The 16,720-nt window shown below is 39.9% G+C and carries 13 protein-coding genes and 2 tRNA genes; 7 read left to right on the top strand and 8 right to left on the bottom strand.

Going from position 1 to position 16,720, the window contains the following annotated elements; genetic code table 11:
• Window positions 1-16 precede the first annotated feature (16 nt).
• Window positions 17-478, bottom strand: a complete 462-nt coding sequence (locus MJX77_RS03355) for a DMT family transporter (RefSeq protein WP_004794898.1) — start codon at window positions 476-478, stop codon at window positions 17-19.
• Window positions 479-594: 116 nt separating this feature from the next.
• Here MJX77_RS03355 and hemW point away from each other — a divergent pair, with 116 nt between their 5' ends.
• Entirely contained in the window at window positions 595-1,749 is a 1,155-nt protein-coding gene (gene hemW / locus MJX77_RS03350) for a radical SAM family heme chaperone HemW (RefSeq protein WP_252060552.1), read from the top strand.
• 46 nt (window positions 1,750-1,795) lie between these two features.
• On the opposite strand, the gene MJX77_RS03345 is transcribed toward hemW, so the two are convergent.
• Window positions 1,796-2,551: an SDR family oxidoreductase gene (locus MJX77_RS03345; protein ID WP_252060551.1), complete on the bottom strand. Its 756-nt coding sequence runs from the start codon at window positions 2,549-2,551 to the stop codon at window positions 1,796-1,798.
• Between the two features lie 112 nt (window positions 2,552-2,663).
• On the opposite strand from MJX77_RS03345, the gene MJX77_RS03340 reads away from it, so the two are divergent.
• Window positions 2,664-3,560, top strand: a complete 897-nt coding sequence (locus MJX77_RS03340) for a LysR family transcriptional regulator (RefSeq protein WP_252060550.1) — start codon at window positions 2,664-2,666, stop codon at window positions 3,558-3,560.
• Between the two features lie 63 nt (window positions 3,561-3,623).
• On the opposite strand, the gene MJX77_RS03335 is transcribed toward MJX77_RS03340, so the two are convergent.
• The 4 genes from MJX77_RS03335 to MJX77_RS03320 form a co-directional block, all read right to left on the bottom strand.
• Window positions 3,624-3,699: transfer RNA gene (locus MJX77_RS03335), tRNA-Lys, on the bottom strand.
• Window positions 3,700-3,721: 22 nt separating this feature from the next.
• Window positions 3,722-3,797: transfer RNA gene (locus MJX77_RS03330), tRNA-Lys, on the bottom strand.
• A 120-nt stretch (window positions 3,798-3,917) separates the two neighbouring features.
• On the bottom strand, window positions 3,918-5,759 hold the full coding sequence (locus MJX77_RS03325) for a long-chain-acyl-CoA synthetase (protein WP_252060549.1): 1,842 nt from the start codon (window positions 5,757-5,759) through the stop codon (window positions 3,918-3,920).
• Window positions 5,760-5,950: 191 nt separating this feature from the next.
• Window positions 5,951-9,301, bottom strand: coding sequence for an Rne/Rng family ribonuclease (locus tag MJX77_RS03320; protein WP_252060548.1), 3,351 nt, complete (start codon window positions 9,299-9,301; stop codon window positions 5,951-5,953).
• A gap of 721 nt (window positions 9,302-10,022) precedes the next feature.
• Between MJX77_RS03320 and MJX77_RS03315 the strand changes: the two genes are divergently transcribed.
• The 4 genes from MJX77_RS03315 to MJX77_RS03300 all read left to right on the top strand — a co-directional run bounded on the left by MJX77_RS03315 (window position 10,023) and on the right by MJX77_RS03300 (window position 13,043).
• Window positions 10,023-10,955, top strand: coding sequence for an RluA family pseudouridine synthase (locus MJX77_RS03315; RefSeq protein WP_004794885.1), 933 nt, complete (start codon window positions 10,023-10,025; stop codon window positions 10,953-10,955).
• Window positions 10,952-11,626: an HAD-IA family hydrolase gene (locus MJX77_RS03310; RefSeq protein WP_252060547.1), complete on the top strand. Its 675-nt coding sequence runs from the start codon at window positions 10,952-10,954 to the stop codon at window positions 11,624-11,626. Before MJX77_RS03315 ends, MJX77_RS03310 begins: the two co-directional genes overlap by 4 nt.
• Window positions 11,627-11,695: 69 nt before the next feature.
• Window positions 11,696-12,388, top strand: coding sequence for a helix-turn-helix transcriptional regulator (locus MJX77_RS03305; protein ID WP_252060546.1), 693 nt, complete (start codon window positions 11,696-11,698; stop codon window positions 12,386-12,388).
• Window positions 12,389-12,437: 49 nt separating this feature from the next.
• Complete coding sequence (locus MJX77_RS03300) at window positions 12,438-13,043, top strand: glutathione S-transferase family protein (RefSeq protein ID WP_250374825.1); 606 nt, start codon at window positions 12,438-12,440, stop codon at window positions 13,041-13,043.
• Window positions 13,044-13,101: 58 nt separating this feature from the next.
• Here the strand turns inward: MJX77_RS03300 and MJX77_RS03295 are convergent, their stop codons facing one another.
• Both MJX77_RS03295 and hcaR read right to left on the bottom strand, forming a co-directional pair.
• Complete coding sequence (locus MJX77_RS03295; RefSeq protein ID WP_252060545.1) at window positions 13,102-13,779, bottom strand: DUF1345 domain-containing protein; 678 nt, start codon at window positions 13,777-13,779, stop codon at window positions 13,102-13,104.
• A 267-nt stretch (window positions 13,780-14,046) separates the two neighbouring features.
• Entirely contained in the window at window positions 14,047-14,952 is a 906-nt protein-coding gene (gene hcaR, locus MJX77_RS03290) for a DNA-binding transcriptional regulator HcaR (RefSeq protein WP_004794873.1), read from the bottom strand.
• A gap of 657 nt (window positions 14,953-15,609) precedes the next feature.
• Between hcaR and MJX77_RS03285 the strand changes: the two genes are divergently transcribed.
• Window positions 15,610-16,662, top strand: coding sequence for an MBL fold metallo-hydrolase (locus tag MJX77_RS03285; RefSeq protein WP_005302032.1), 1,053 nt, complete (start codon window positions 15,610-15,612; stop codon window positions 16,660-16,662).
• Window positions 16,663-16,720: the final 58 nt, after the last annotated feature.

Raw genomic sequence — 16,720 nt, 5'->3', positions numbered from 1 at the left:
AAATATAAAAATGAAGCTAACGCTGCAAAGTGAGTACTACACCGACAAAGATGATGACTCCACCAAGAAACCGTTGCCATGTAACAGGTGTCTTTTCTGTGCCCAACCAACCAAAATGATCAAGTAACATAGAAATAACGATTTGCCCAAAAACGACTAGTCCTGTAAAGGTTAAAAAACCAAGCTTAGGTGCAGTATAAATGCTCATGCTGATTGCATAAACCCCAAGAAATCCTCCAGTCCAAAGAAGCCATGGAATATTTGATATTTCACTTAAAGAGGGCTTCTCAGCACTTTGAAAGAAAACCATAATGGCTAAAACAATAGTACCTATGAAAAATGATAATAAAGCTGCTTGTAAGGGTGAGTGTAGTTGCTCGCGCAGTTGAGCATTAATTGCGGTCTGAAAAGCCATGGCAACACCGATTCCCATAGCTAAGGGTAAGATCAGGAAAAGTTGACTAGAGAATTTCATCATTTTTATCAGTATTTAAGAATGTTTAAATTTAGTCTAAAGCAATTAAGGTATGTTTTCATAAGCCCATTGATGCAGTCATGTTAAAATAGAAATATTGTGTAAATTGGACCTGCTCCTTGGCCGTATTAAACCCTGCTTCTGTTCCTCTATCTTTATATATCCATATGCCTTGGTGCGTGCGTAAATGTCCATATTGTGACTTTAACTCGCATGCAGTACCAGACGGAGCACTTTCGTCAGAACTTGAGCAAACCTATTTAAAAGCATTGGTCGCCGACTTTGAAACTCAACTAGAGATGGCACAGGGACGCCCAATTCATAGTGTGTTTATTGGTGGTGGAACCCCTTCACTGATTTCGGCACAGGGTTATGTATGGTTGTTTGCAGAACTTAAGTCATTGCTTAAATTTGAAGATGGCTGTGAAATTACCTTAGAGGCAAATCCGGGAACGGTAGAGCATGACCCATTTGCAGGGTATTTAGAGGCAGGCATTAATCGCTTGTCTATTGGTGTCCAGAGCTTTAATACCGATCATTTGCAAAAGCTTGGACGTATTCATTCTGCAAACAATGCAAGTGAAGCGATTCAACAAGCAAAGCAGGCTGGCTTTAAGCGAGTGAATGTAGACTTAATGCATGGTTTGCCTGAGCAAACGCTAGAGCAGGCGCTCTATGATCTCAAACTTGCTGTAGAAAGTGGCGCAACTCATATTAGTTGGTATCAACTCACCATTGAACCCAATACCGTTTTCTTCCGTACCCAGCCCGTTTTACCGCAAGATGAAATGCTTGAAGACATTCAAGAGCAGGGTGAGGCATATCTTAAGGCAAATGGTTTTATAAATTATGAAGTTTCGGCATGGCGTAAAGAGCTGCCTTCAGCACATAATTTGAATTATTGGGAATTTGGTGATTATCTTGCGATTGGTGCAGGTGCACATGGTAAAGTGACACGACCAGATGGTGTGTATCGTTTCCAAAAAACTCGTTTGCCAAAAGACTATTTAGCTAAGGTTCCAGCCGAACATCTGCAAATGAAAAAGATTGAAGCAGAAGAGCTACCTTTTGAATTTATGATGAATGCTTTACGTCTAAATGATGGTGTAAACGCTGAGTTATATGAACAGCGTACAGGCTTAAGCTTAGATCATTTAAATGAGGTACTCATCTCACTGCGAGCTAGAAAGCTACTGGTAGAGGATAGTTCTCGTTTGGCTTGTACAGAGCAGGGACATATTTTCTTAAACTCGGTACTAGAAGAGTTCTTGTAAAGAAGCAAACTAAAAAGCCGCACTATGAGATGCGGCTTTTTTGATTTTAGCGAGTGGTGTAGCCACCATTTGCAAAAATTGTTTGACCGGTAATCCACCAACCATCGGTTACTAGAAAACGAACTAATGGCTCAATATCTTCAATTTTGGTGAGCCCACCTAAAGCTGAAGCTGATTTGTGGTAAGCCACTGCCTCGGCAGATTCCTGTCCATAAAAGAATGGTGTATCCATTGGGCCAGGGGCAACCGCAGTCACAGAAATCTGACGATCACCAAATTCTTTTGATGCAGCACGGGTGTAATGCTCAACAGGAGCTTTTAAACCCTCATAGGTTGAATAGAGCCCAGTGTAAGCTGCAAGAAGAGAAGTCACGATTGAGCAGATCTTACCGCCGTTATTTAAATGACGACCAGCCGATTGAATAAAGAAATAGGCAATTTTTGAGTTGATATCGCTCATGCTATCAAACTCTTGTTCTGTGGTATCTAAAAATGATTTCTTTAAAACCTTTCCAACTGTATTAATGGCAATATCAATTCCGCCAAAATGCTGCTTAGTATCTAAGAAGAGCTTTTCAATATTATCAATATCCGTTAGGTCTGCTTGAATTAAAACAGCGTCTACACCGAATGCAGTTACATCCGCGAGTGTCTTTTCTGCATCTGCTCGAGTTTCAGCGCTATTGTAGTGAATTGCAATTTTTGCACCTTGTTCTGCAAATTTACGGCTAATAAGTCCGCCTAAGTTTTTTGCACCGCCCGTAATCAGTACAACTTTATCTTTCAGAGTATGAGTTGTCATGATGATTGTTCCTATGATGACTTGTTTTAATGTGTTTTTAGTCTAGATTGGCGGTAATTTTTGATCAATTATGCTAGTTTGGTTTAACTATTCAGAAAATACGAACAATTAAATGGATCGGTTGCAGCAATTTTTTATTTTTTCGGAAGTAGCTAAACGACAAAGCTTTAGTGAGGTAGCAAATCAGCTTGATTTACCTCGCTCTACAGTGACGAGTGCAATTCAACAATTAGAAACTCACTATGGGGTACGCTTATTCCATAGAACTACACGCAAAGTAAGTCTCACTCAAGATGGACAAAGAATATTGCCCGAATGTCAAAACCTATTATTTGACTATGAACAGCTTGAACAACTCATACAGACACAAAAGCAGCATTACCGTGGCACGCTAAAAATTTCAATGCCCAGCCGAATCGTGCATCAAGTGATTATTCCTGAACTTCCCGATTTTTATAGCCGCTATCCAGACATTCATTTACAGCTCAATAGTTCTGATGACATTACTGATTTGATCGAGAAGGGAATTGATTGTGTTGTTCGGGTGGGGCAGCTAGATAATAGTAGCTTGATCGCTAAGTTCGTCGGTAACTTGATTATGGTGAACTGTGCAAGTCCCCATTATTTAGAACAATACGGTATTCCTGAACAATTAGAAGATTTATCTCAGCACAAACTCATTAACTACGCAGGAGCCGTAGGAGAAAAACAGGGTATATTTTTATATCAAAATGGAACAGTAATGATCGATAGTGCTTTAAGTGTAAATAATACAGAAGCCTATGTTGCCGCGGCTTGTGCTGGCTTAGGGATTATTCAACTTCCATACTACGATGTTCAGGATAAAATAGAGCAAGGAAGCTTGGTTGAAGTGTTAAGTGCACATACTGCTCAATCTTTGCCACTCAATATTTTGTATCCGAACCGAAGTTATATTCCTAAACGTTTAGAAATCTTTATGAATTGGGTTAAAGAGATTTTATATAAGAAATGTATCGTCATCTTTTAGTCATGAAACTAAAATAAGATAACAATAAAAAAAGCCTCTCGCAGTGAGAGGCTTTTTAGAATTTGGTGGGTCGTCCGCGACTCGAACGCGGGACCAACGGATTAAAAGTCCGCTGCTCTACCAACTGAGCTAACGACCCAAATAGGTTCAAAACAGATAAGTGGTGGGTCGTCCGCGACTCGAACGCGGGACCAACGGATTAAAAGTCCGCTGCTCTACCAACTGAGCTAACGACCCGTATCGTTTTGATGTCGCGTATTTTAGCAAGTTATTCAACTAACACAAGAGGTAAATCAAAAACATTTGCATGATTGCCTATAAAAAGCACGATTTCCTCTTGTTTAGCTAAAAAATGAACTAAAAACGGTATTTATATGCCTGAATGTTGTCAAAAATTTCAGTTGTGACATCACAATAACTGTTCGTACCAGGTAATAAAGCGAGTAAACGTTCAGAAGTTTTGCTTGGATTAAACGAATCTTCCTTCAATTTATTCTTTTGATATTTAAAAGTACCTGTTGTTTCAACTTTAGCTTGCACTCGTAAGAACACGGGTACTGCATAAGCAGGAAGGCATTTTTTAAATATAGTGACCATTTCGGTTAAATCAGACTCATTTAACTCAGCGCCATCAGCAAGTGTGATTGCTGCCATACCAGCACGACCATTGGTATTTGGAATTTCTACCCCATAAACCACCGCTTCAGCGATCTTGTCATATTCACAAACCATGTTCTCAACTTCAGTAGTAGATACATTTTCGCCTTTCCAGCGGAAGGTATCGCCTAAGCGGTCAACAAACTGAGCATGACGGAAACCAATATTACGAACAAGGTCACCTGTGTTGAAATATGAGTCACCTTTTTTAAAGACATCTTTCATAATCACAGATTTATTCTTTTCTGGATCTGTATAGCCGTCAAAAGGCGAGCGACTGGTAATTTTACCCACTAGCAAACCAATTTCACCGGCTTTAACTTTTTTACACCAGCCCTTTTTATCGCGGACAGGTTCATTTTTCTCTTTATCAAACTCAATAATGGCATATGGCGTAGGAGAGAAGCCTACTGTGTTGTCAAAGTTAAAAATATTACTAAACCCGACATTGCCTTCACTTGATGCATAAAGCTCAAGAACTTCTTGCACGCCAAAACGTTGTTTGAACTTATCCCAGATGTTTGGACGCATGCCATTACCAATCATTTTGGTTACGCGGTGGGCACGGTCAATTTCTGTAGGAGGGGCATCCATTAAGTAACGGCAAAGCTCTCCTACATAGCCAATTGCAGAGGCATTAAATTTCTGAACATCTTTCCAGAATGCGCTGGTTGAATATTTACGTCGAATTGCAAGGGTAGAACTTCCCGCAATCACACCACACCAGCAAACTACGACACCAGTTGCATGGTAAAGCGGTAAAGTTACATACATCACATCATCTGGGCCAAGGTTTAAAATGTGCCCATAGGTGCCATATGCAAGTGTCCAGCGACTGTGTTTGAAAATAACAGCCTTCGGTAAACCTGTGGTACCCGAAGTATAAATATAAAACAGGCCATCATTTCCATGAACAGACTGCGTAGTCGATGGGTTAAATTTTGGAAATTGATCAATTTCTATTGCAAGATTGGCATAACCTTGAGGTGCTGTTCCCGCATCTTGACGTGTAGCCTGATCTGCAAACCAATGGAAACGGTCTTTAGGAACATTTAGGTCCTGACGAATTTCATCAATTACAGTTCGAACTTCTTCACCTGCAATTACAGCAATTGGTTTTACAAGATTGATACTATGAGCGAGGACCTTGCCTACTTGAGAGGTATTAACAAGTGCAATCGTTACCCCAATTTTAGCTAAACCTACAATCGTGGCAATAAGTTCAGAACGGTTCTCAACCATTACGGCAATCACGTCGCCTTTTTGTGCGCCAAGAGATAGATAATAGTGAGAAATCTGGTTAGCCCATTCGTTTAAAGCTTCATATGAATAACGTTGATCTTCAAATAATAAAGCAATGCCTTGCGGATTTCGCTTAACAGCTTTTTCAAAAGCTACACCTAATCCCGTTGGTGTATTTGCTGTTCTTAAGTAAGCCTGTTTAAGACCATTCAGGATATGGGGTACTTTGGGGATGAAGCTAGGAAGTCTTGTTGCAACATCACCAAGCGTAATGATATCGGTCTGTGTTGTCTGGCTCATATCAATCCTATTTATTTTTCGATCAATCCAAAAAAGGTTGCGTTAGCAAAAGTACAGTGTTTTTCATGGTTCACCATGCTTTTAAAACTTTTCTTCTAGTGCAATCAACCTAATTGGTTAAAAATAACAAAAAAAACCTAGTCATCGAAATGACTAGGTTTGTTTAAATTAGCTGCAATTGAGCAAATGATTTACTCAGCTACAGGATTTGCTTTCTTTGGTGGACGACCACGTGGGCGACGAGGAGGACGACTTGGTTTGTCCTGATCTGCCTTAGAATCATCTGATTCAACTTCTGTAGTAGCTTCCGTTGGTGCTACAGCCTGTTCTGCGGCAGCTTTTGCTCTTGCAGATGCTTTAGGCTGTTTAACAACCGGAGCTTCAACTACTGTTGTCGCTGGTGTTTCTTCTGCGTTTGTTTCACTTTGAGCTACTTCAGCCACTTGATCAAGCTCAAGCGGTTGTTGTTTTGACTCAACAGGTGCTTGTGTTTCAGCAGCAGGAGCAACAACCGTTTCTTCAACAGCTGAAGCTACAGGTGCAGCTTCTTCCGGTGCAGCGTGTTGTTGTTTAACTTGCTCAAAAGCTTGTTCAGCAGCAAGTTTTGCTAAACGACGACGCTCACGTGGATCATTAGCAACACGTGGTGTTTGCTCTTTTTGTGGCGTCAATGCAAGTACAGGCGCAGGCTCTGCTTCTTGCGATGGCTTGTTGCTTGGAAGCTCTGCATCACGAGTAACAGGCTTTTTGTCTTCAGCATCAGACACGACTTCTGTTGCTAGCGTACTAGCGTACTGTTCAGCAAACTTCTGCAATGCACGATTGAATGTTGGAACTAAACCAAACTGTTCAATCAGTACTGTGCAGTCTTCACCATAAACATGACGAATCAAGCTACCAATCGTATATTGCGCCAACGTTGGAATTTGCGATGGGGCAATTGATGGTACCGCAGCTTTAGCACGTTTCGCGTTGCGTTGTTCACGGCGACGCATACGAGGGTCATTGCTCGCACGTTGAATTTGCGGTTGAGCTTTGTTGTCTGCAGGAGGAGTCGTCGTTTCTTCTGCTTTGGCAGTGACTGCTTCTTCTACAACTGCAACAGGTGCTGGAGCTGGCTCTTGAGCGACTTCAACAACAGGTGCTGTTTCAGTGCGTTCAACAGGTTGCTCTGGAGTCAAAGCAATAATTTCGCTTTGTGCCTGATCAACATTGATTACTAAGGCTGTATTCATGACTTCATGCTTTGGAGCATCAATCAAATCAACCTTAATTTGTTTCTCATCAACAACTACTGGTGCCGCCGGTGCATTTTGATTTTCATTCAATACACTTGGATCGCGGTGGCGATTTGGACGGTTCGGACGTTGTTGATTATTACGGTCACGACGCGGCACGGCATTTTCAGTTTGTTGTCCATCATTTTGATGTTGTTGATGTGACTGATCTGGGTGCTGACGTTTTTGTTGACGTTTTAACTCACGTTGTTCTTGACGTGATAACTGTACAACTTCTTCATGAACCTGTTGTGGTTGTTGCTGTTGTTGTGGCTCTTGAGCATGGTGATGTTGTTCACGTTGCTCTTTGTGCTTACGTTTTTTGTTGTTTGGACGTTGTTGTACTTTATCGTCTTTTTCAACATTTTCACGAACTTCTTGTTTAGCAGGAGACTGTGAAATGTAAGCATTATTAGATGGAGCCGCAACAGTTTCAGCAACTGGCGGTACTGCAACTTGTCCAAACTGGCCACGGCTTACGGCGCCAGTATTGACCATTTGTTCAATTGTCGCAGCAGCATTTTGTGCTGAACGAGATTGATCAATAGTTTTAGCTTGTTTTTGAACAAAAAGGTTCTCTAACCATGCAAGAGGGCTTGCTGCTTTTTGAGTGCTTGGCTGAGCAGCAGAAGGTTGAGCTGCTTGATTTGCTTTCTTTTGACCAGCCGCGTTATTTGCAGCAGGTGCTGCATGAGCATGGCCATGATCAGCTTCTTCTAAATGCCATTCAGAAGATTCATAACCTAACTCTTTCTCACTTGAACGAGTTGCTTCTGTACGCTCATAGCTAGATGGTGCAAATCCATCCGGATTGTACTGAATTTCATAGTGAGGTGTTTCTAAGTGTGGGTGAGGTAAAACAGTCACACGAACACCAGAAGTTTGTTCTAAATAAACAAGGCTATGACGTTTTTCATTGAGTAAGAATGCTGCAATTTCAACAGGAACTTCTACTTGTACTTCACCATGACGTTCACGAAGTGCAATTTCTTCTACTTTACGCATAATTGAAAGCGAAAGTGAACGTAAGTCACGCACCATACCCGTGCCATGACAGCGTGGGCAAACATATCCAGTTGCTTCTTCAAGTGATGGGCGTAAGCGTTGACGGCTCATTTCCATTAAGCCAAAACGAGAGAGTTGGCCAAACTGGATACGCGCACGGTCGCTTTGTGTTGCTTCACGAAGTTTTGCTTCAACCATACGTTGGTTGCGTTCTTTAGTCATATCGATGAAGTCGATAACAACTAAACCACCAATGTCACGAAGACGAAGTTGGCGAGCAATTTCTTCTGCTGCTTCTAGGTTTGTATTAAGCGCAGTTTCTTCAACGTCATGTCCACGAGTCGATTTCGCGGAGTTAATGTCGATTGAAACTAAAGCTTCAGTCTGGTCAATTACGATTGAACCACCAGAAGGAAGTTTTACTTCACGCTCGTAAGCAGTTTGAATTTGGCTTTCAATACCAAAATGAGCAAACAACGGTTCGTTTAAAGTATAAGTTTTAAGTTTGTCTAATTGACGTGGCATAACTGCTTTAACAAAGTTATACGCTTCGTTATAGGCTTGCTCGCTATCAATTAAAATTTCTGCAACGTCATCACGTAAGTAATCGCGGATAGCACGAGTAACTACGCCAGCTTCTTGATGAACAAGCATTGGAGACGGACCAGAACTTGCAGTGCCTTGGATTTGTGCCCAAAGGTCAAGCAAATGCTGTAAATCTAACTGTAATTCTTCTTGAGTACGGCCAATACCTGCGGTACGCACAATAACACTCATGCCGCGAGGTAAATTTAAAGAAGCTAAAATTTCTTTTAATTCTTCACGTACAGAACCTGAAATTTGACGGCTAATACCACCGCCTTTCGGGTTGTTTGGCATAAGAACCAAATAACGTCCTGCAAGTGAGATGAATGTAGAAAGGGCAGCGCCTTTGTTACCACGTTCTTCTTTTTCAACCTGAACAAGTAATTCAGTACCTTCAGTGATGAGTTCACGAATGTTTGAAGTTTGTCGCGGGTCTGCTTGGAAATAACTATTCGCAATTTCGCGCATAGACAAGAAGCCTTGACGGCCTGCGCCATATTCAACAAACACAGCTTCTAAAGAAGGTTCTACGCGGGTTACATGGCCTTTATAGATATTGGATTTTTTCTGTTCTCGGGTACGATTTTCTAAATCAAAATCGTAAAGACGATTACCAGTGATAAGTGCAACGCGGACTTCTTCTGCGTGAGTTGCATTAATCAACATACGTTTCATGGGTGTGACACCTAATAGTGACCCACACAAACATATCGCACAAACTTAAAGGTTCTGAACGAACATCGAACATGACGGATCATTTCCCAGATCTCAAAATATTTGTGGTCTGAGTCATCTGTTACCGGCTACATTTAGCCTTAACTTCGATTCTCGTCTGTGATGTAGGCAATACTGCTTCAACCTTTAAATCGGACTTCCTTAGTGCTTCACTGGCGGGTGAGCGGTACATTGGTTAATGACTTTCACTGTCATTGAGCGCGAAGTGACTTCTTTTTGGAAGTTTGATACGGAATGTTCATCGTATCGGTGCTTTCGGCAGTTCCAATGCATCAACGCTTTAGCCTGAAGGCAACATTAAGGAGCGATTTGTCTGATGTGTATCAGTTTACGTTCCATAACCAACTAGAGTTGGTAACATATTTTTTTGAACAAACTGAATTAAACGCAACAGTTTGTCATTTTGCCGATATAATAAGCCTTCGGCGTCGGCATAATTCTTTAGGACCTATCCGAGCTGATGGTGAAAGCATCATTTTGATTGAGGTTTCAATCAGGGAAATTCCCTATTAGATGTTCACTTACGGCGGTATCCGTGCGCTGACTATATCAAACCTTGCAGCATCTGCCTATGGGCTAAGCTTAGATTTCTTGTGAAAAAACTAAGCTAAACGGTCATTTATTAATCAAATTTAGCAAAATTTCAGGTTTAAATATTAGTATGAATTCTACACAGCAATGGCAAAGTGTCACTTGGTTTGAGGTGGATGAACATCAAGCAGGACAGCGAATTGATAATTTCCTGTTCTCGCGTTTAAAAGGTGTACCTAAAAGTCGTATTTATCGTTTGATTCGTGAAAGTCAGGTTCGAGTAAATAAAAAACGTGTTAAAGCTGAGACTAAACTTGAGATTGGTGATCAGATTCGTGTTGCTCCAATTCGTTACGAACAAAAAGACGAAACAGCCGCTCCGGTCAGTGACAGTGTGGCACAAGGCCTATTAAGCCGTGTGGTCTATGAAGATGAAGGTTTGTTAGTTGTAAATAAACCATCAGGTATTGCTGTCCATGGTGGTAGTGGTATGGCATATGGTTTGATTGAGGCACTACGTGCAGCGACAGGCAAAAAATATTTAGAACTTATTCATCGTATTGACCGTGATACTTCTGGTCTGGTCATGATTAGTAAAAAACGTAGCACATTAAAACAACTACAAGATATGTTGCGTGAGCACAAAATTCGTAAAACCTATGCAGCGATTGTTAAAGGTCAAGTGAGCTTAGATAAACAGCTGATTGATGCGCCTTTATTGAGATATGAGCTGGCAAATGGCGAGCGTCGTGTACGTGTGACTAAAGATGGTAAACCAAGTAAAACCGAATGGGTTGTAGCAGAGCGCTTTAAAAATGCGACTCTGGTTCATGCATCACCTTTATCTGGCCGTACTCATCAGATTCGTGTGCATGGTTTAAGCATTGGACACCCGTTGATTGGTGACGATAAATATGGACACACGACTGAGTACACTGGCCCTGAAGCACGTCGTTTATGTTTACATGCGATGCGTTTAGATATTCCAGGTTATCCACCGATTGAAGCACCTTTACCAGAAGACATGACCCAGTTATTAAAGGCTTTGAGAGTGGCAAAATGAGTCTAAAAACTGAATTAGTTATTTTCGACTGGGATGGGACTTTATATAACTCTGTTGGACAGATTGTTGCTAGCTTGCAACATGCAGCAGAACAACATGAATTGCCTTTAACAGATGAAGCAGCAAAAAGCATTATTGGTTTAGGCTTGCCGGAAGTTATGCAAACCCTATTTCCAGAAGCGCCTGAGTTACATGATTCAATTTTAAAAGCATATGGCGATCACTATATTGCAAATTCTACAAATGATGCATGGTTCGATGGTATTGCTGAGCTACTACATGATTTAAAAGCGCAAGGTTTAAAACTTGCAGTCGCAACGGGGAAAAACCGTCGTGGGCTAGATCGTGTAATCGCAAAAACCCAGAGTACTCATCTTTTTGATGTGACTCGAGCAGCTAATGAAACCAGATCGAAACCAGATCCACTCATGTTGCAAGAAATCTTAGCTGTCACTGGAGTAAGCGTTGAGCGTGCAGTAATGATTGGTGATAGTAGCTATGATCTTGAGATGGCTCAGCGGTTAAACATGCCACGAATTGGTGTGGGCTATGGTGTGCATTCGATCGAAATTCTACAACAGTTTCAGCCTTTAACGATTGCTAAAGATGTACCTGAGCTGCACAACTTTTTAAGAGAGTATGCAAAGTTATCTACGGTAGATGTTGCATAATTTAGAATAATATAAGAAGGGGGATTTATTCCCTCTTATTGTATGTCTAATAACAATAAGAAGAGAAAAATGAGTCGTTCTATTCGTCTATTAAATCTTTTACAACAACTTCGAGAAGCCCGTTATCCAATCACTGCACAAGTTCTCGCTGAACGTATGGGAATTAGTGTCCGAAGTGTCTATCGCGATATCGATAGCTTACGTGAGCAGGGTGTAGCAATTGAGGCATCGGCAGGTATAGGTTTTCAGCTTAAAGAAGATATTGTACTGCCACCAATGACACTCAATGAAAATGAAGTCGAAGCTATTTTTCTGGCATTGTATTGGTTAAAGAGTGTGCCAGATCAATCGTTACAATCGGCATCTACATCTGTATTAGCTAAATTGAATTCTGTTTTGCCCGAGCATCGGCAATATTTATTACAGCAAACGACTTTAAGAGCATTTAATACGTGGCTGCCTGTAGATGAAAATCGAGTCGAACAGGTGCGTTTAGCCATTCGGCAGCAAGTCAAAATTTCGGTGCATTATCATGATGAGCAGCAACGAAGTAGTGTCCGAACCTTGTGGCCTTTTGCCTTGGGATATTTTAATGACAAAATTGTGTTGGCTGCCTGGTGTGAACTCAGGCAGGATTTTAGACATTTTAGACTTGATCGTATTCAACAGCTGAGTTTAAGCCAAGAATTATATCCATCATTTAAGCAAAAACTATTTGAGCAGTGGTGGACACAAGAGTCGAAGACTACTGACAAAAACTGACAAAGAGGTTTTGTAGACTAGGTTCCACGATAAACAAGGAGCCATAAAAATGAGCCTTAAACTTTATACTAACAAAGAATCACGTGGTGTTGTGGTCGACTGGCTTTTAGTCGAATTAGGTGTTGAGTGTGAACGTATTGAAGTCGAATACAAGACTGAAATGAAAACACCAGAATATCTAAAAATTAACCCTTTTGGAAAAGTGCCAGTATTGGTAGATGGTGATGTCGTGATTTATGAGCTAGGTGCAATCTGTGCTTATCTTGCTGATAAATTTTTCGATAAAGGTTTAGCTCCTGCACTAGATGATCCTAAACGCGGTTTGTACTATCGCTGGTTATTTTTGATGGCAGGCCCATGGGAAGCTGCTGGTGTTGATAAAGCTCTCGGAATAGATGTATCGCCTGAGCAAAAAATGTTTGTGGGTTATGGTGATTACAACGATGCCTACCAAGCTTTAGTGCAAGGGCTTAGTGAAGCAAATCCGTATGTGTGTGGCGAACAATTTACCGCCGCAGATGTAAGCGTTGGAGCAATGCTGTTATGGCAATTGAAAATGGGAGCGATTGAATCTCATCCTGCCATTACGCGTTATGTTGAAACCATCAAACAACGTGAAGGCTTAAAACAAAGCTCGATGGGCTCATTGTTGTAAACCTCTGCTGTTCAGAGTCACCCATTTGGGTGACTTTTTTATTTCCTAAATACAAGTTTTAGTTGGTAAGAAAGCCAGCAGCAACGTTAATACAGATCGCTAAAATGGTGGTATTAAATCCAAAAGACAACACCGCATGAAATAAGTTTAAAAGACGCATGTGTTTGGTTGTAATCGAAACATCGGCAGTTTGGGCAGAGGTGCCAATAATATAACTAAAATATAGAAAATCAGGATAAGTGGGCTGTTTTGTTCCCGGAAAATCTAAACCACCATTTTCTTCATTTCTAGATAAAGCCATATAAAAATCATGGGCATAATGGAGGGCAAAAACGGTATGCATAAAAAGCCATGCAGAAACAATAGTGAGTAAAGCTAAAGCCACATGGCCTAACTTTGCAGCATGATTAGAAGGAAGCTGTGAGAGCTGTATTAAAATAGCAACTAGGCACATGGTTAAAGCCAATAGAACAATCAGCATAATGACCCATTTGCTTTCATCTTGTTTTTTAGCTTGCTGCTGCATTTGTGAGTGATCAGCACTTTTCATGAGCTGCCAAACATGTAGTAAATATATACTAATCGAAGTATTCCAGCTGACTAATAAAATAGTTGACCATTTCCATGAGGTGAACCATGTCAGAATACTTGCTGTGATAAATCCTATAAATAAAGCAATAAAGAAATGAGGGCGGTTTAGTACACTACGTCCAAGATGTTGAAATACTGCAACCATTTTCCTAATCTCCTTTTACCAAATGGTAAATATATTATTTTTTATTAAATGGTGAAAATAATATCTAGTTTTATATGGATTTTATTCCAAGTTTTTTAAATTGTATTTAAGAGATATTTACTTTTACCGAGTAGGTAAAATAGAACAAAAGCGCGGGCTAAACTGTTTATAAAAAGTATAAAATAAATAAAAAATATTATTTACTTATACCTTTTATAAAGGTGTCCTTATTAATCATAGGCTTAAAATAAAATATAGCTTTTCTGATTAGGTGTGAGTTAAGTTTTTATCCAGATGAAATACTTTAGTGAGTTGATCAATAAATTTTTGAACCCCTAAAGACTGTGAATTTCTACGGTAATTTACGAATAAATCCAATGTCGGTAACTCGACATCAAGAGGGCGGACTACTGTATTTTTGATGCCTAAAGGTGCAACGTAAGCAGGTAAAATTGTACAACCTAATCCAGAACCAAGAGAGTTAATATTAAACAACATGCTATCTGCTTTTTGAACAATATTGAGGTCAATATTGTGAGTTTTGGCAAAGTCTAAAATCGTGTTATGTAATGTTTGTGACTGCTCGGCAGCAGGAATAATAAAGTCAACGCCTTGTAACGCATGAACAGGAATTCGTTCATATTGAGTAAGTGGATGATTTTTAGGAAGTAAAAAAATCAAGGGTTCAGTCAAAACAAATTGGCTTTGGATCTCATCACTATCTGTATTTTCTCGAGTAAAGGTAATGTCTAACTCACCTTTTTTTAAGGATTTAAGTTGTTCAGTATTGTTTAGATTAGATAGTTCAATGATGAGATCGGGGTGTTGTAATCGCAGATTAGGAAGAACGTAAGGAAAAATTTTCATTTCTGCAATGGGAACAAAACCGATACGGAGCAGTTGCTGTTTAGCCTTAGAAACCTGTCGTGCCAGAGCAACTGCTTTTTCAGCTTGAGCAAGGGTCAGGCGAGCATGTTCTAAAAAGACTTCACCTTCTTCGGTTAATTCAACTTTACGTTTAGTGCGATTTAAAAGTCGTACACCAACATCTTCTTCTAAATCTTTAATCTGTTGGCTAAGGGAGGGTTGTGCGGTAAAAAGTTTAAGGGCGGCTTTACTAAAATTTAATTCTTCAGCAACGGTAATGAAATATCGGAGATGGCGTAGTTCCATAAGACTAATCCAAAAAATGTCTTACTATGATTTATGTGAAGTATAAAGCATAAAGGGATATAGCGTGAAGGTGATTTAGGTATTTATAAAATAAATGGAATTTCCATTTTCATTAAACATTTAATATATAAATCTAAGTTCAAGTAATTCATAAAATATATTAATTAGGGTCGTTTAAATACATTATTTTTACTTAATCAAAGAAATATTTAAATGTTTTAAATATTAGTATAGGTGATTCTCATATTATGCAAAAATGAAGAAATATAAAATAATATTATAAAATATAAATTCTTTAAGAATGAGTTGGATTTAAGTGTTACTAAATATTTTGTTCTATAAGCTCACAAAACATTTGAAGTTAGAAAAGGAGGGCTTACCAAAGCAAAACCAAGTAACTCATCCCCAATTTCACGTGACTAATTATTGTTATGTTATACAAGCAGTCTTAATAAGAATGGTAATTATCGACGCATAAACCCAACACATCTATGTATTTTTTATGGCAATCTAATTCAACTTATGTTGGCTGTGACCACAATAAAAGGGATATTTATATGATAAATAAGTGTAAGTGCCATAGCTTAATTTGTTTTAATTGTTAAGATAGAAACCTGAACACATCCATTCTGCCGATGCTAAAACATAGAAAAGCCCATGAAAGACAAGCCGACATTAACATATCAATTGCCGACTCAGTCCTGTTGGACGCATACATGGATAAAACCTCCTTTTTATCATCCCGAGTCAGGGCGTGAATCTGATACACGTTTTTATAACCAACAGCCTAAATCACCGGCTAGAGGCTCAAAAGAGCTATTACGTTGGTTAGTTACACGTGAGTCTTTTACATGGAAAGTTGATATTCAAAATGAATACGATACTCGTGTAAATACGGCTGTGGCCTTGCCTCAAAATCGTCCTCAGGCGGACTTAGATGATTGGCAAGTTTGGTTTGTTGGGCATGCAACGGTATTGATTCAGATCGGGCCTTATAACTTTATTACCGATCCAGTATGGTGTGATTATGCAAGCCCTTCACAGGGTCGTGGACCTCGCCGTGTGTGTCCAGCAGGTTTTGCATTAGAACAATTACCGACGATTCATGGTGTTCTACTCAGTCATAATCATTATGATCATATGGATTTGGCTACGCTTGAATGGCTACATAAAAAATTCGCAATGCCGATTTACACTGGACTCGGGAATGGCTTTTACCTACCCAAAGAGTTTCATGTGATTGAGATGGATTGGTGGCAAGAAATTCCCTATCACGAACTAAGAATAATCTATACACCTGCACAGCATGGCTCTGGACGTGGCTTACGTGACCAGAATAAAGCTCTCTGGGGCGGCTTTTCGGTTGTAGCGAAAACAGGGCATTGTTTCTTTGCTGGTGATACGGGTTATGCGGGGCATTTTAAGCAAATTCATGCTCGTTATGGCGCACCACGTGTTGCTTTGCTTCCGATCGGAGCTTATGAACCTCGCAAGTTAATGAGTTATGTTCATATGAACCCTCAAGATGCTGTACATGCACATTTAGATTTGCAAGCTCATCGTTCTGTTGCGATTCATTATCGAACTTTTCAGTTGACCGACGAAGACCGAGAAGATCCTGAACATGCGCTAGCTCAAGCGATTAAAGCTTCATCGAAACTTGCGAATCCTTTTTATTGCATTCGAGAAGGGCATAAATTGACTGTATAAAAGTACATCATTTTATATTTAATTTAAAAAGCCAGTTCAATTTGAACTGGCTTTTATC

Origin of the sequence: Acinetobacter sp. AHP123 (assembly GCF_023757925.1) — a bacterium.
Lineage (GTDB): Bacteria > Pseudomonadota > Gammaproteobacteria > Pseudomonadales > Moraxellaceae > Acinetobacter > Acinetobacter oleivorans.
The sequence above is the reverse complement of the archived record's forward strand: the minus strand, read 5'-3'. Positions and strand labels throughout refer to the sequence as shown.

Excerpts from the sequence above, each read along its gene's own strand:
- MJX77_RS03355 (WP_004794898.1), bottom strand. The coding sequence starts at position 478 with ATGATGAAATTCTCTAGTCAACTTTTCCTGATCTTACCCTTAGCTATG.
- MJX77_RS03345 (WP_252060551.1), bottom strand. The coding sequence starts at position 2,551 with ATGACAACTCATACTCTGAAAGATAAAGTTGTACTGATTACGGGCGGT.
- MJX77_RS03340 (WP_252060550.1), top strand. The coding sequence starts at position 2,664 with ATGGATCGGTTGCAGCAATTTTTTATTTTTTCGGAAGTAGCTAAACGA.
- MJX77_RS03325 (WP_252060549.1), bottom strand. The coding sequence starts at position 5,759 with ATGAGCCAGACAACACAGACCGATATCATTACGCTTGGTGATGTTGCA.
- MJX77_RS03320 (WP_252060548.1), bottom strand. The coding sequence starts at position 9,301 with ATGAAACGTATGTTGATTAATGCAACTCACGCAGAAGAAGTCCGCGTT.
- MJX77_RS03315 (WP_004794885.1), top strand. The coding sequence starts at position 10,023 with ATGAATTCTACACAGCAATGGCAAAGTGTCACTTGGTTTGAGGTGGAT.
- MJX77_RS03310 (WP_252060547.1), top strand. The coding sequence starts at position 10,952 with ATGAGTCTAAAAACTGAATTAGTTATTTTCGACTGGGATGGGACTTTA.
- MJX77_RS03305 (WP_252060546.1), top strand. The coding sequence starts at position 11,696 with ATGAGTCGTTCTATTCGTCTATTAAATCTTTTACAACAACTTCGAGAA.
- MJX77_RS03300 (WP_250374825.1), top strand. The coding sequence starts at position 12,438 with ATGAGCCTTAAACTTTATACTAACAAAGAATCACGTGGTGTTGTGGTC.
- MJX77_RS03295 (WP_252060545.1), bottom strand. The coding sequence starts at position 13,779 with ATGGTTGCAGTATTTCAACATCTTGGACGTAGTGTACTAAACCGCCCT.
- hcaR (WP_004794873.1), bottom strand. The coding sequence starts at position 14,952 with ATGGAACTACGCCATCTCCGATATTTCATTACCGTTGCTGAAGAATTA.
- MJX77_RS03285 (WP_005302032.1), top strand. The coding sequence starts at position 15,610 with ATGAAAGACAAGCCGACATTAACATATCAATTGCCGACTCAGTCCTGT.